This is a genomic window from Amycolatopsis sp. NPDC051071 (assembly GCF_040682875.1).
Taxonomy (GTDB): domain Bacteria; phylum Actinomycetota; class Actinomycetes; order Mycobacteriales; family Pseudonocardiaceae; genus Amycolatopsis.
Genome location: NZ_JBFBBY010000197.1, coordinates 1 through 12,539 on the forward strand (window position 1 = coordinate 1; position 12,539 = coordinate 12,539).

Consider the following 12,539-nt stretch of genomic DNA (forward strand, 5'->3'; position numbering starts at 1 on the left):
GTGTAAGACATCTCTTGGCGAGAATGATGCGCGGCGAACTTCTCAGTGCGCCACGCGAGCAACGTCGCAGGTGACGTGTAAGTGCTTAAGAGCGGGTTCGTTCTAACGACCCAAAGCACTCACGACTCGAGGAGGTCCCGCAACGCTTCGGTGAACTGCGCCGGATTCCGCTGCGGCGCCAAGTGGGCCCCGGGCACCTCGGTGAACGGCAATCCCAGTTCCAGCGCGAGTACCTTCGCGGGCTGGTAGTGGTAGTGCCCCCGGCTGCCGACGCCCGCGATCGGGAAGATCTCGGTCCGGGCCCTCCGCAGCGCCCGCAGATCGGGAAGGTAGTCGAGGATCTCGGACAGTTCGCGGCCGAACAGCCGCTTCCAGTCCTCCTCGTTCGGCAGCCGGATCGCGCGCAGTTCGGGCAGCGCGGCCCCGGCGATGCCGTCGGTGAATCGCCGGAAAGCGCCCATCAGATCGCCCGCCTGCGCGAGCCGGACCTGCGCGTTGGCCTCGTCGAGCCAGCCGAGCGCGTCCGGGAGCAGCTGGATGGCGGGGGGTTCGTGGGCGACCAGCACGGTCGCGGCGTCCGGGTAGCGGGCGACGAGGTCGAGCCCGATGAGGGCGCCCGCGCTGGTCCCGAACACTCTCGCGGGCTCGCCGCCGACGTGCTGGAGGACGGCGTACGCGTCGTCGGCCTGCTTCGGCACGCTGACCGGTCCGGTGCTGGTATCGGTGCTGCGGAAGTGACCACGCCGGTCGTAGGTGACGACCGTGTGGTCCTCGGCGAGCAGCTTCGTCATCGCCCGGAAGGTGTCCGCCGAGCCGAGCCCGCCGGCGATCAGGAGCAGAAGCGGCCCTTCGCCGGTGCTGCGGACGTACAGCTCACCATCCTCGACCGGACAACGACTCTCCGAGATCATGCCCGAAGTCAAGCACAGCGGGCTCGTCCTTCATGCGCGACCCAGCCGCCGCAGGATGCCGGTGGCGTCGGCCACGATTGTCTCGATCAGTTCGCCGACCGGGGGGAGGTCACCGAGCAGGCCGACGACCTGCCCGGACGCCAGCACTCCGGCGCCGGGGTCGCCATCGACCAGTCCGGCGCGCAGCAGCATCGGCGTGTTCGCGGCCATCAGCACCTGTGACCACGTTCGGTCACCACCGCGTTTCATCCGTACTCCTTCAGTGGCCAGCGAGCGCCACGAGAGCCCGGTGAGCTTGCGGAACTTCGCGGCGTTGCGGACGGCCCTGGCCAGCCCGCTCACCGGACCGGCGGACTCCAGCGCGTCCACCAGGTCCGTCCGGAGGACGCGATGCGGCATCCCGTCCACCTTGCGGGTGACGACGGTGCCGTTGAGGTCACGGGCGAGGTACGCCTGCTTGATCTCGTCCGGAACGGTGCTTTCCCTCGTCAGGAGGAACCGGGTGCCCATTGCGACGCCTGCCGCGCCGTACGCGAGCGCGGCGGCCAGCCCCCGGCCGTCGAAGAACCCGCCGGCGGCGACCACCGGGATGTCGACGGCGTCCAGTACCGAGGGCAGCAACAGGGTCGTCGCGACCCCTCCGGTATGCCCGCCGCCCTCGCCGCCCTGCACGATGACGGCGTCCGCGCCCCAGCCCGCGACCCTCTCCGCGTGCCGGGCCGCGCCGACCGAGGGGACGACGAGCACTCCGTTGTCCTTCAGCCGCGCGATCATGTCCTTCTTCGGCGCCAGCGCGAAGGAGGCGACCCGGACTTCCTCGGCGATAAGCAGTTCGACCCGGCGAGCGGCGTCCTCGGCGTCCGCGCGGAGGTTGACGCCGAACGGCCGCGAAGTGCGGCTCTTGACCTCCTTGATCGCCGCCGCCAGTTCGTCGTAGGTCATCGTGGCGGACGCGAGGATGCCGAGCCCGCCCGCTTCGGCCGTCGCGGACACCAGCCTCGGCCCGGCGACCCAGCCCATCCCGGTCTGCACGATCGGATGCCGGATCCCGGCGAGCTCGGTCAGCGCGGTCTTCACGACGGAACTTCCTTGTCGCGCACCGATTTCGGATCGAGACCGGTCCGGATCAGCAGCAGCTCCGACTCGGTCGGGAGCCGTGACTCCGCGACGTCGTCGGCGATCAGGGGGAACGACGTCGCTTCGAGCACCTCGTCCACGGACACGCCGGGATGCACCGAAACCAGCCGTGGTGAGTGGTCCTCGCCGCCGAAGTCCAGGACGCCGAGGTTGGTGACGACGCGGTGGACATCGTGGTATCGCAGCCCGGCTAGGCGTGCCCTGGCGTAACCGACACCGGACACGACGTCGACGTGGTCGACGAAGATTCGCTTGCTGTGCCGGGGAACCCAGTAGCTGGTGCGGTGGTTCGCCGTATTGCCCGGCCCACCACGCACGCCGAGGAGTTGCTTCTTCGGCTGGGAGTGTTCGCCGATCGCCGAGATGTTCTGGTTGCCCTCTCGGTCGATCTGGTTGGCGCCCATCACGACGTGCCGTTTTCCGCGTGGTACCACGGTGTCGAGGACTTTGCGGAACGGCTGCCAGCCTTCGACGACGGCTTCGGGGGTCATCAGGTAGGCCTCGCCGTCGGACAGCACGATGTCCGGTTCGAAGGTCAGCCGCGCGAGCCTGGCGCCCAGCGAGGGGATGAAACCCATGGGGCTCACCACGATCTCGCCGTCACCGCGGAACAGTTCGGCGCAGGCCACGACGGCGACCTCGGCGCGCGTCGCGTCACTCATGCGGACTCCCCGAATTCGGCGACGGCCTTCTGGTAGTGCGCTTCGTCCCCGGACAGGAACCGGTCCACAAAGCGAGGCCACGCGTCCAGATCCTTGGCCGCCTCGGCGTAGTGGCGCTGGAAACGTTCGTCTCGCCCGTAATCCGGGACGGCCGTGGTGAAATGCGCGCCGTTCGGCGTCTCCGCGACCCCGGTGACGAGCATCCGGCTCAGCAGCAGGCTCTGCACCGGGCCGCCTGCCGAAAGTTCAGCCGTCTCCACGATCTTCTCCGTGGACACGTAACACTGGTCGGCGGCGAGGGCGAACAGCTCGTCGAAATACGGATCCGGTCCGAGATACTGCGCGTTGCCCCGGGCGTCGGCGCGATTGAGGTGGACGAACGCCGCGTCGAGCTTGAGCGCGGGTACGGCCAGCAGTTCTTCGGCGTCGTCATACGGAGACCGGACAGTGCGCAGCGACGGGTTCAGATCCACGACGCCGGAGCCGAGGCCCGCGCGTGTCGGAAGGAACGGAAGTCGTTGCGTGGCAGCGGAAAGCCCGGTGCCGAACACGCCCTCGTCGTACTCGGTGACGGTGATCGAACCGGACTCCCTTGCCCGCGAGAACCACGGGTCGTAGGGAATCGAGTCCAGCGTGACGAAGCCGAACACCAGATGTTTGATCTTGCCTGCCGAAGCCAGCAACCCGACGTCCGGGCCGCCGTAGGAGACCACGGTGAGGTCCTTGACCGGAGAGCGCAAAATCGCACGCACCAGCGCCATGGGCTTGCGCCGCGAACCCCAGCCGCCGATCCCGATCGTCATCCCGTCGGTGAGCCCGGCGGCGATCTCATCCGGCGTCATCCGCTTGTCGGTCATCACTTCCCCTTGCTGTCCAAGAACTCCTGGCGCGCGACGTCGGCAACGCCCGCGAGGTTGAGTTCGAAAGTGAATCCCTGCTCGTAGCGGTAGCTGCGGTGCACGGGCTGGACGTCGATGCCGTTGATGGCCTGCTTCGCCGCACGGATCACTCGGGTGTCCTTCGCCGCGATCTGCCGCGCCACACCGAGCGCGGTCTCGTCGAGTTCGTCCCGCGTGACCACGGCGTAGACCGAACCGTGGTGGTGCAACTGGTCCGCCGTGATCGTCGAAGCCGTGTAATACAACGCCCGCATGAGGTGCTGGGGCACCAGCCGCGCGAGATGGGTCGCCGCGCCGAGTGCGCCCCGATCGACCTCGGGGAGCCCGAACGTGGCGTCTTCGCTCGCGACGACGATGTCCGCGTTGCCGACCAGGCCGACCCCGCCGCCGAGGCAGAAACCCTGGACCGCCGCGATCACCGGGACCGCGCAGTCGTAGACGGCGGAGAACGCCGCCGCGCAGCCCTCGTTCGCGCCGATCAGCGCGCCGTACCCCGGGTCGCGCTGGATCTCCTTGATGTCGACACCGGCGTTGAACCCGCGACCTTCCGCACGCAGCACCACGACATGCGTCGCGGGATCGCGTCCGGCGTCGGTGACGGCGGACGCGAGGGCGAACCACTCCTTCACACTCAGCGCGTTCACCGGGGGCGCGTCGACCGTGACCACGGCGATGCCGGGCTCCGGTGAGTGGGTGGAAACGCTCATCGTGCACCCTTCCCTGCTACCAAACCTAGCACTTGCTTGGTACGTTAGCAGGACGTCCGGTCCGGGTACAGCGACGTGAAGGAGGCCCGGCATGGCACTCGAACTCCGGCTCGACGGCGCCGTGGCGCTGGTGACCGGCGGGGTACGCGGCGTCGGCGCCGGTGTCACCAGGACTTTCCTGCGTGCGGGCGCCGAGGTGATCACCTGCGCCCGCACTGAACCTGAGCGACCGGTCCGCGACGGCGAGAAGGCGTCGACCTTCATTTCCTGCGACGTCCGCGACCCCAAGGAGGTCGACGCGCTCTTCGAGGAGATCCTCCGGCGGCACGGGAGGCTCGACGTCGTGGTCAACAACGCGGGTGGCGCGCCGTTCGCCGACGCGGCCACGGCGTCGCCGCGGTTCCACGAAAAGGTGATCGCGCTGAACCTGCTGGCGCCGCTGACCGTTGCCCGCGCGGCGAACGCGATCATGCAACGCCAGCCCCACGGCGGGGCCATCGTGAACATCAGCAGCGTCAGCGGGACGAGACCGTCGCCGGGGACGGCGTCCTATGGTGCGGCGAAAGCGGGTTTGGACAACCTGACCGCGACGCTGGCCGTGGAGTGGGCGCCGAAAGTACGGGTCAACGCACTCGACGTCGGCATGGTCCGGACCGAGCACACGCATCTGCACTACGGCGACGAGGCCGGGGTCACGGCCGTCGGTGCGACCGTCCCGTTAGGACGGTTGGCCGAGCCGGACGAGATCGGCTCGTGCGCGGTCTTCCTGGCTTCACCACTGGCCTCGTACGTCAGCGGTGCCTGTCTGACGGTCCACGGCGGGGGAGAAGTTCCCGCCTTCCTTGCCGCTTCCAATTCCTCGGTAAAAGAACGAAAGGAGCCGGTGTGAGCGGGATCGCCGACGGCCGGATCGTGGTGGTGACCGGTGCCGGTCGCGGTATCGGGCGGGCGCACGCGCTCGCGTTCGCCGCCGAGGGCGCGCGGGTGGTGGTGAACGACCTCGGCGCCGGACCCGACGGCAGCGGCGGTTCCGCCGGGCCCGCACAGGACGTCGTCGACGAGATCGAGGCGCTCGGCGGCAAAGCGGTCGCGAACACCGACGACATCGCGTCCTGGGACGGGGCCGCGGCCCTGGTGCGGACCGCCGTCGAAACCTTCGGCGGGCTGGACGTCCTGGTCAACAACGCGGGCTTCCTGCGCGACCGGATGCTGGTCAACCTCGGCGAGGACGAATGGGACGCCGTCATCCGCGTCCACCTGAAGGGACATTTCGCGCCGACGCGGCACGCCGCTGAATACTGGCGTGCGGAGGCGAAAGCGGGCCGGACGCGGGCAGCGCGGGTGATCAACACCAGTTCCGGCGCTGGGTTGCTCGGCAGCGTCGGGCAGGGGAACTACGCGGCCGCGAAGTCCGGGATCCTGGGACTCACGCTGGTTTCCGCCACCGAGTTCGCGCGCTACGGCGTCACCGTGAACGCGATCGCCCCGGCCGCCCGTACCCGCATGACGGAAACTGCGTTCGCCGACGACATGGCCGCGCCCGAGGACGGTTTCGACGCCATGGCACCGGAAAACGTGTCGCCGCTCGTGGTGTGGCTGGGCAGCGAGAAGTCGTCCGGGGTGACCGGGCGGGTGTTCGAGGTCGACGGTGGCCGCGTCTCGATCGCGCAGGGCTGGCGGCACGGCACGGTGCGGGACAAGGGATCCCGGTGGGCACCGGCCGAACTCGGCCCCGTCGTGGCCGCCCTTCTGGCCGATGCCCCGGCTCCCGAACCCGTCTACGGCGCTTAGGTCAAGTACATGAAGGCCCCCTTCCTTGCGCCTAGGTACAGGAAGGGGGCCTTCCTGTACTTCCAGCCTCTCAGGCGTCCCGGGCCAGGTCCCGGACCTCGGGAAGTCGCCGGAACCCACCCGATTCATAAGTGGCGACGGCGGCGACATTCGAACTCGGCGTGCCCACGCCCGCGCTAGACGAGCCGAGCTCCTGAAGCGCGGCCGCCGCGGCGGCGGTGATCGCCCGGCCGTAGCCGTGTCCGCGATGGTCCCGGTGTACGCCCATCGGTTCGAGTACGCCTGGCTTCCCCGGACCGGCCGACCACACCGTCACCGTCGCCACGGCGTTGTCGTGGCCGTCGTAGGCGACGAGACACCGGGCGTCGGCGTACGGCACGCCCGAAGCCATCGCCTGCCAGCGCTCTTCCGAGAACTTCGACCTGTCGAACGCCGCTCGCTGGACTGCGGCCCGCACTGCCGCCTGGTCCGGTCCGATCACCTCGATCCGCAGGTCCGGGGCCTTCACCGGCTCAGTGAGGTCGCGGTGCAGCGGTGTCCACGGCTCGTCGACGCGCCAGCCTCGTGCGGGCAGCAAGTCTTGGATCAGCGCGTCCTTCGGTGCCTCGATGGCCACCTTCCCCGGCGGCAGCACTCCGCGCTCCGGCTCGATCACGTCCTCGACCAGTCGCCGCGCCAGTTCCTCGTCCCGCCGAGCGTCCGGAGCGGTCGTCAGGCGCAGCAGATCGGCTCCGTCGAGCAGCCCGACGGCAAGAATCCGGCCGTCCCGGCGCCAGATCCGGATCGCCGCGGCCGTCGCTTCCGCGCCGAACTGCCAGAACCAGCCCAGATCGCCGGGATGCAGCTGCCACGGCGAGCCTTCGCGCTGCCACTCCCGCAGTGCGGCCACGGCCTCGACCAGCCCGTCGACTCCCGGCTTCTCCACGATGATCGCCATACCCGTGATCACACACCACCATGCGTGGCACTCGCATCCGGTTTTCGATGAGGCCAAGATGGAAGCGTGAAGTCACTTCAGCGCCGTCTCTGGGAAGCGGTCGAGCCGCTGCACGCCGTCGTCTACTTCGCTCCGGAAACGGCGGCCGCGGCCAAGGCGGTCGGACTGCCGAGCTGGTGGATGGGCTATTTCGCCGGCCGGGTCGCCCCGCTCGGACCGCTGCCGGAACCGCCGGTGACCGCGATGCTCTTCGGCTTCGCACCGCGGATGGTCGCGCGATCCCTGCCCGACGCCTGGAAATACGCCGAACCGGCGGCTGTGTTGCGGAGCCGGATGGACGCCGTCGAGACGGCGTTGGAGCGGATCCTGCCCGCGGACGCGCCGCTGGACGAACTCGCCGACCTGCTCGAACAAGCTGTCACCGGCTGCGATTACGCGGCAAGGCCACTCGCCGCCGCGTGGTCTTCGGTCGCCCGCCCCGCGAGCGCGGCCGGGAGGGTCTGGCTCGCGGCGACGGTGCTGCGGGAGCATCGCGGGGACGGTCACGTGCTCTCCGCGGTCGCCGCCGGATTGCGCGGCCTCGACACCACGCTGACCCACATCGGCACCGGCGCTGTCACCCGCGAGGTCATCCAGATCAACCGGGGCTGGACCGACGATGACTGGGACGAGAGCGTCGGCCGCCTTCGCGAGCGGGGCGTTCTCGACGGCGAGCTGACGCTCACCGGCCCGGGAATCGTTCTGCGGCAACACATCGAGGCCGAGACCGACCGCCTCGCCGCCGGCCCGCTCGAAGCACTCGGGGAGGACGGCGCCGCCGAAGCCGTGCGGCTCGCCGTCCCGCTGAGCCGCCACGTCTTCGACGCCGGGGCCATCCCGCTGCCGAACCCGATGGGGGCGCCGCGGCCCTGACCGCTCGCCGGTTCACCGCGGAGAAGTCGCATGTGCAGGCGACGGTCCGGCGGGACAGGTCGCCCCGGGTCAGCGACTGTGTGGATTTCGGCGCGTTGGATGAGCTCAGATCCACACGGTTCCGCACGGTAGTCCCTGTCACGACCGGGACCAGCCCGGGGACCAGCCCCGGCGCAGCGCCTAGATCCGCTCGATGATGGTGCCGGTGGAAAGCGCGCCACCGGCGCACATCGTCACGAGAGCGGTACCGCCGTCGCGGCGTTCCAGTTCGTGCAGTGCCGTGGTCAGCAGCCGTGCGCCGGTGCTGCCGACAGGATGCCCGAGCGCGATCGCGCCACCGTTCACGTTGACCTTGTCCTCGTCGGGCTGATGCACCCGTTGCCACGACAACACCACTGAAGCGAAGGCTTCGTTGACCTCGAACAGGTCGAGATCGCCGATCGCCATCCCCGCTTTGGCCAGTACCCGTTCGGTCGCCTGCACGGGGCCGTCGAGGTGGTAGTACGGCTCCGCGCCGACCAGTGCCTGAGAGACGATCCGCGCCCGCGGCCTGAGACCGAGTGCCTTGGCCCGGTCCGAGTCCATCAGGAGCAGCGCGGCCGCGCCGTCGGAGATCTGCGACGACGTCCCCGCCGTGTGCACGCCGTCGTCGAGGACGGGCTTGAGCTTGGCGAGGCCTTCGACGGTTGTCTCGCGCAGGCCCTGGTCGCGGGTCACCAGCCGTGTCTCGCCGGTCGGCTTGCCGTCCTCGCCGAGGACGGGTGCCTTCACCGCGACCACCTCGCGGTCGAAGTGCCCGGCCGCCCACGCCGCGGCGGCCTTGGCCTGCGAGGCCGTCCCGAACCGGTCGACGTCCTGGCGGGTGATCCCGCGACGCCGCGCGATCCGCTCGGCCGCGCCGTACTGGTTCGGCATGTCGATCGACCACGATTCCGGCCGTGGTGTCCCGATGCCTTCACCGCGGTTCGCGCCCAGCGGTACCCGGCTCATCGCCTCGACACCGCACGAGACACCGGCGTCGATCGCGCCCGCCGCGATCAGCCCGGCGATCAGATGGGTCGCCTGCTGTGCCGAGCCGCATTGGGCGTCGATGGTGGTCGCGCCGGTCGTCTCGGGGAGCCCGGCGTGCAGCCACGCCGTCCGCGTGACGTTGCCGGCCTGCTCGCCCGCCTGGGTCACGGCGCCGCCGATCGCCTGCTCGACCAGCGCGGGGTCCAGACCCGCGCGTTCGAGCAGGGCGCGCTGTGCCGCGCCGAGGATTTCGGCGGCGTGCAGGCCGGCCAGGTGGCCCCCGCGCTTGCCGACAGGGGTGCGGACCGCCTCGACGATCACCGGACTACCCACGTTCGCCTCCTGGGGAACACTGTTCACTACCGGCAAAACTAGAACACGTTCTTAGTTTGGGCAAGTCGCCCCAGGGTTGACTTGTTTTTGATCACTGGTCGCGGTTACCGCTTCTGGCCATGCCTCCAAGATCCCGACAAGGCGAGTTAACGGGTTTCACTGAAAACTCTTCACTTGGTAAACGCCGTATGCTTCAATCGGCGCTAGAACGTGTTTCATTGGCGAACCGCGTAGGAGGTAGCCCGTGGCCGCTCCGTTGATCCCCGCCGGTTTCGATTTCACCGATCCGGATCTCTATGCAGCCAGATTGCCTCTGGAGGAATTCGCCGAGCTTCGCCGCACGGCACCGGTCTGGTGGAACCCGCAGCCGCACAACACCGCGGGCTTCCGCGATGACGGCTACTGGGTGGTCAGCCGGCTCGAGGACGTCAAGGCGGTGTCGAGGGACAGCGAGCTGTTCTCCTCCCGTGAGAAGACCGCGATCATTCGGTTCGACGAGAACATGACTGACGACAGCCTCGAAGCCAATCGCCTGGTCCTGCTCAACATGGACGCCCCACAGCACACCAAGCTGCGCCGCATCGTCTCGAAGGGCTTCACCCCGAGGTCGATCGCGAGACTCGAAGACACCCTGCGTGACCGCGCGGAGAAGATCGTCAGCGAGGCCAAGAAAAAGGGCTCCGGTGACTTCGTCGTCGACGTCGCCTGCGAACTTCCGTTGCAGGCCATCGCCGAATTGATCGGCATCCCGCAGGAAGACCGCCTCAAACTCTTCGACTGGTCCAACCAGATGGTGTCCTACGACGATCCCGAGTACGAGGTCGAGCCGCTCGCCGCGTCGGCGGAGATCGTCGGCTACGCCTGGAACATGGCCGAAGAGCGCCGCAAATGCCCGATGGACGACATCGTCACGAAGCTGGTCCAGGCCGACGTCGACGGTGAATCGCTGGCGTCGGACGAGTTCGGCTTCTTCGTCATCCTGCTCGCCGTCGCGGGCAACGAGACGACGCGCAACGCGATCACCCACGGTATGAAGGCGTTCCTCGACCACCCGGACCAATGGGAGCTGTACAAGAAGGAACGGCCGAAGACCGCGCCGGACGAGATCGTCCGCTGGGCCACCCCGGTGGTCGCCTTCCAGCGCACCGCGACCCGGGACACCGAACTCGGCGGGCAGCTGATCCGCAAGGGCGACCGGGTCGGGATGTTCTACAGCTCCGCGAACTTCGATCCGGACCATTTCGACGAGCCGGAGAAGTTCGACGTCCTCCGCGAGGACAACCCGCACGTCGGTTTCGGCGGCACGGGTTCGCACTACTGCATTGGTGCCAACCTCGCACGGCTGGAGATCGACCTGATCTTCAACGCCATCGCCGACGTCATGCCGGATATCAGCGAGGTCTCCGCGCCGGACCGGTTGCGGTCGAGCTGGCTCAACGGGATCAAGCACTACCAGGTGCGCTACGCCTGATTCACCGCGAACGTCTTAGGGCACCATGGACCTGCCGCTCGGCGAGCACGTCGTGCGGTACCGGGCCGAACGCCCTGTCGGGACGGCCGAAGCCGAGGTCGTCGCCATGGAAGACCTCATCCGGTACACCCGGCCAAGCCGGTACTGCCCCTAAGGGAACACCTGTCCTATGTGGTCGGTTCCGGTTCCCCGACCGACGACGCCGTCGACACCTACCTCGCCGGGGAAGGGGTCTGCCGCGCCTTCGCGCACGTCTGCATCTCGCTGTCCCGCGTGATCGACATCCCGGCCCGGTTCGCCGCCGTCTACGCGCCGGGACTGTCCCCAATGGACTTCCACGCCGTGTTCGAAGCCGCGATCGACGGCCGCTGGTACGTGTTCGACGCCACCGGCCTGGCGCCGAGGCAGAGCCCGAGCTCAGGTCGCGACCGGACGGGACGCCACCGACACCGCGTTCCTCTCGACCCTCGGCTGTGAGCTGGACTTTCTCGGCAACACCGTGCTGGCGACGGTCGGCCCGTCGCTACCCGAAGACGACGGCTCAGACCTGATCGCGCTCGCTTGATCGCGTGTTGTGCGCGAAGCGTGACTTCGCTGAGGTAGACATGCCCTGTGAGGGAGAAGAAGGCACCGACGAAATGGGCGCGGCTGCGGGCCCGCTACCGCTGGCTCGACCATTTGGCGCGGGCGGTGAACCGCTATGTCGAATACGGCGGTTACCACTACGTCGCGTCTATCACTTACTTCAGCCTGTTCTCACTGGTGCCCATTCTCATGGTCGCGGTGTCGGTGGGGGGCTTCGTGCTGGCCAGCCAGCCGCAGCTGATCGAGTCGATGCTGAACGCGATCACCGGCACGCTGCCCGGCGGTCTCGGTGACAAAGCGGGGGAGCTGCTCACCGGCTTCGTGGAGCAGCGCACCAGCGTCGGTCTCATCGGTCTGATCATCGGCCTGTACTCCGGCTGGAACTGGATGAACGCGCTGCGGGACGCGCTCACCGCGTTATGGGGTCAGAACCGGTCGGATCTTCCGCTGCTGCGCACGATCGCCGCCGACCTCTTGGCGCTGCTCGGCCTCGCGAGCGCGCTGCTGGTCTCCTTCGCCATCACCCTTTCCGGGTCCGCACTCGGCCGGTACCTGCTGGGGCTGGCCGGGGTGGACGACACCGCCTGGGGCCACAACGTGCTTTCGGCGATCTCGATCCCGCTGGCGTTGCTGGCCAACTGGCTCGTGTTCCTGTGGGTGCTCACCCGATTGCCGCGGAAACCGGTCGGGGTCCGCAGCGCGATGCGCGGCGCCGTCGCGCTGGCACTGGGCTTCGAACTGCTGAAGCAGGCCGGTGGGATCTACCTGCGGTTGATCGGCAACTCGCCGACCGGCGTCGCGTTCGGCTCGATCATCGGCCTGATCTTCTTCATCTCACTGGTGGCCAGGATGCTGGTGTTCGTCACCGCGTGGACGGCGACCGCCCGCGACGCGCCGGCGGACCCGATCCGGCCGCCGCCGCCCGTGGTGGTCCGGCCGGTCGTGGCACCCGCCGATCGGCACGGCCTGAAACCGGTGCTGGTCGGTGCGGTGACCGGGGTGGTCGCGACGCTGGCCGCGCAACGCCTCCGGCCCCGGCGCCGCTCCTGACTCCTGCCCCTGCCTCTGACCTCTGCCCCAAGTGTCATGAGGGGTCCCCATCGGACAAATTTCGTCCTATGGGGACCCCTCATGACGCGCGCGGGGGGGCTAAGGTAGGGGGAGAGGCCTTCACGGCAGATCG

At 68.8% G+C, this 12,539-nt stretch carries 12 protein-coding genes and 1 pseudogene; 6 read left to right on the forward strand and 7 right to left on the reverse strand.

The genetic code is table 11. The features are described 5' to 3' along the window. Positions 1 to 119: 119 nt before the first annotated feature. The 5 genes from AB0M65_RS36155 to AB0M65_RS36175 are packed head-to-tail and all read right to left on the reverse strand — an operon-like array spanning position 120 to position 4,316. Positions 120 to 911 (reverse strand): alpha/beta hydrolase, encoded by a 792-nt coding sequence (locus tag AB0M65_RS36155; protein WP_364038374.1) that lies wholly within the window; start codon positions 909 to 911, stop codon positions 120 to 122. A gap of 30 nt (positions 912 to 941) precedes the next feature. Continuing rightward, positions 942 to 1,988 carry a nitronate monooxygenase gene (locus tag AB0M65_RS36160; RefSeq protein WP_364038377.1) on the reverse strand — a complete coding sequence of 349 codons (1,047 nt, stop codon included), beginning with the start codon at positions 1,986 to 1,988 and terminating at the stop codon, positions 942 to 944. Further along, positions 1,985 to 2,710 carry a CoA-transferase gene (locus tag AB0M65_RS36165; protein ID WP_364038380.1) on the reverse strand — a complete coding sequence of 242 codons (726 nt, stop codon included), beginning with the start codon at positions 2,708 to 2,710 and terminating at the stop codon, positions 1,985 to 1,987. Before AB0M65_RS36165 ends, AB0M65_RS36160 begins: the two co-directional genes overlap by 4 nt. Next, the gene (locus AB0M65_RS36170) at positions 2,707 to 3,567 is read right to left on the reverse strand and encodes a CoA-transferase (protein WP_364038383.1); all 861 of its coding nucleotides are present in this window, start codon (positions 3,565 to 3,567) and stop codon (positions 2,707 to 2,709) included. Before AB0M65_RS36170 ends, AB0M65_RS36165 begins: the two co-directional genes overlap by 4 nt. After that, on the reverse strand, positions 3,567 to 4,316 hold the full coding sequence (locus tag AB0M65_RS36175; protein ID WP_364038386.1) for an enoyl-CoA hydratase family protein: 750 nt from the start codon (positions 4,314 to 4,316) through the stop codon (positions 3,567 to 3,569). The genes AB0M65_RS36170 and AB0M65_RS36175 overlap by 1 nt, the downstream gene beginning before the upstream one ends. Positions 4,317 to 4,407: 91 nt before the next feature. On the opposite strand from AB0M65_RS36175, the gene AB0M65_RS36180 reads away from it, so the two are divergent. Both AB0M65_RS36180 and AB0M65_RS36185 read left to right on the forward strand, forming a co-directional pair. Further along, positions 4,408 to 5,205 carry an SDR family oxidoreductase gene (locus AB0M65_RS36180; protein ID WP_364038389.1) on the forward strand — a complete coding sequence of 266 codons (798 nt, stop codon included), beginning with the start codon at positions 4,408 to 4,410 and terminating at the stop codon, positions 5,203 to 5,205. Further along, a complete protein-coding gene (locus AB0M65_RS36185) occupies positions 5,202 to 6,107 on the forward strand; it encodes an SDR family oxidoreductase (protein ID WP_364038392.1) in 906 nt (301 codons plus the stop codon). The genes AB0M65_RS36180 and AB0M65_RS36185 overlap by 4 nt, the downstream gene beginning before the upstream one ends. Positions 6,108 to 6,177: 70 nt before the next feature. Here AB0M65_RS36185 and AB0M65_RS36190 read toward each other — a convergent pair whose 3' ends face one another. Next, on the reverse strand, positions 6,178 to 7,044 hold the full coding sequence (locus tag AB0M65_RS36190; RefSeq protein WP_364038395.1) for a GNAT family N-acetyltransferase: 867 nt from the start codon (positions 7,042 to 7,044) through the stop codon (positions 6,178 to 6,180). 66 nt (positions 7,045 to 7,110) lie between these two features. On the opposite strand from AB0M65_RS36190, the gene AB0M65_RS36195 reads away from it, so the two are divergent. Further along, positions 7,111 to 7,956 (forward strand): hypothetical protein, encoded by an 846-nt coding sequence (locus tag AB0M65_RS36195; protein WP_364038398.1) that lies wholly within the window; start codon positions 7,111 to 7,113, stop codon positions 7,954 to 7,956. 180 nt (positions 7,957 to 8,136) lie between these two features. On the opposite strand, the gene AB0M65_RS36200 is transcribed toward AB0M65_RS36195, so the two are convergent. Next, positions 8,137 to 9,300: a steroid 3-ketoacyl-CoA thiolase gene (locus tag AB0M65_RS36200; RefSeq protein ID WP_364038401.1), complete on the reverse strand. Its 1,164-nt coding sequence runs from the start codon at positions 9,298 to 9,300 to the stop codon at positions 8,137 to 8,139. 244 nt (positions 9,301 to 9,544) lie between these two features. Here AB0M65_RS36200 and AB0M65_RS36205 point away from each other — a divergent pair, with 244 nt between their 5' ends. The 3 genes and pseudogenes from AB0M65_RS36205 (at position 9,545) to AB0M65_RS36215 (ending at position 12,406) form a co-directional block, all read left to right on the forward strand. After that, complete coding sequence (locus AB0M65_RS36205; protein ID WP_364038404.1) at positions 9,545 to 10,771, forward strand: cytochrome P450; 1,227 nt, start codon at positions 9,545 to 9,547, stop codon at positions 10,769 to 10,771. Between the two features lie 25 nt (positions 10,772 to 10,796). Then, positions 10,797 to 11,336: pseudogene (locus AB0M65_RS36210) on the forward strand (transglutaminase family protein); the annotation flags it as partial. Between the two features lie 47 nt (positions 11,337 to 11,383). After that, positions 11,384 to 12,406 (forward strand): YhjD/YihY/BrkB family envelope integrity protein, encoded by a 1,023-nt coding sequence (locus tag AB0M65_RS36215; RefSeq protein WP_364038407.1) that lies wholly within the window; start codon positions 11,384 to 11,386, stop codon positions 12,404 to 12,406. Positions 12,407 to 12,539: the final 133 nt, after the last annotated feature.

Coding starts and splice junctions, on each gene's coding strand:
- AB0M65_RS36170 (WP_364038383.1), bottom strand. CDS start 3,567: ATGACCGACAAGCGGATGACGCCGGATGAGATCGCCGCCGGGCTCACC.
- AB0M65_RS36190 (WP_364038395.1), bottom strand. CDS start 7,044: ATGGCGATCATCGTGGAGAAGCCGGGAGTCGACGGGCTGGTCGAGGCC.
- AB0M65_RS36155 (WP_364038374.1), bottom strand. CDS start 911: ATGATCTCGGAGAGTCGTTGTCCGGTCGAGGATGGTGAGCTGTACGTC.
- AB0M65_RS36165 (WP_364038380.1), bottom strand. CDS start 2,710: ATGAGTGACGCGACGCGCGCCGAGGTCGCCGTCGTGGCCTGCGCCGAA.
- AB0M65_RS36175 (WP_364038386.1), bottom strand. CDS start 4,316: ATGAGCGTTTCCACCCACTCACCGGAGCCCGGCATCGCCGTGGTCACG.
- AB0M65_RS36180 (WP_364038389.1), top strand. CDS start 4,408: ATGGCACTCGAACTCCGGCTCGACGGCGCCGTGGCGCTGGTGACCGGC.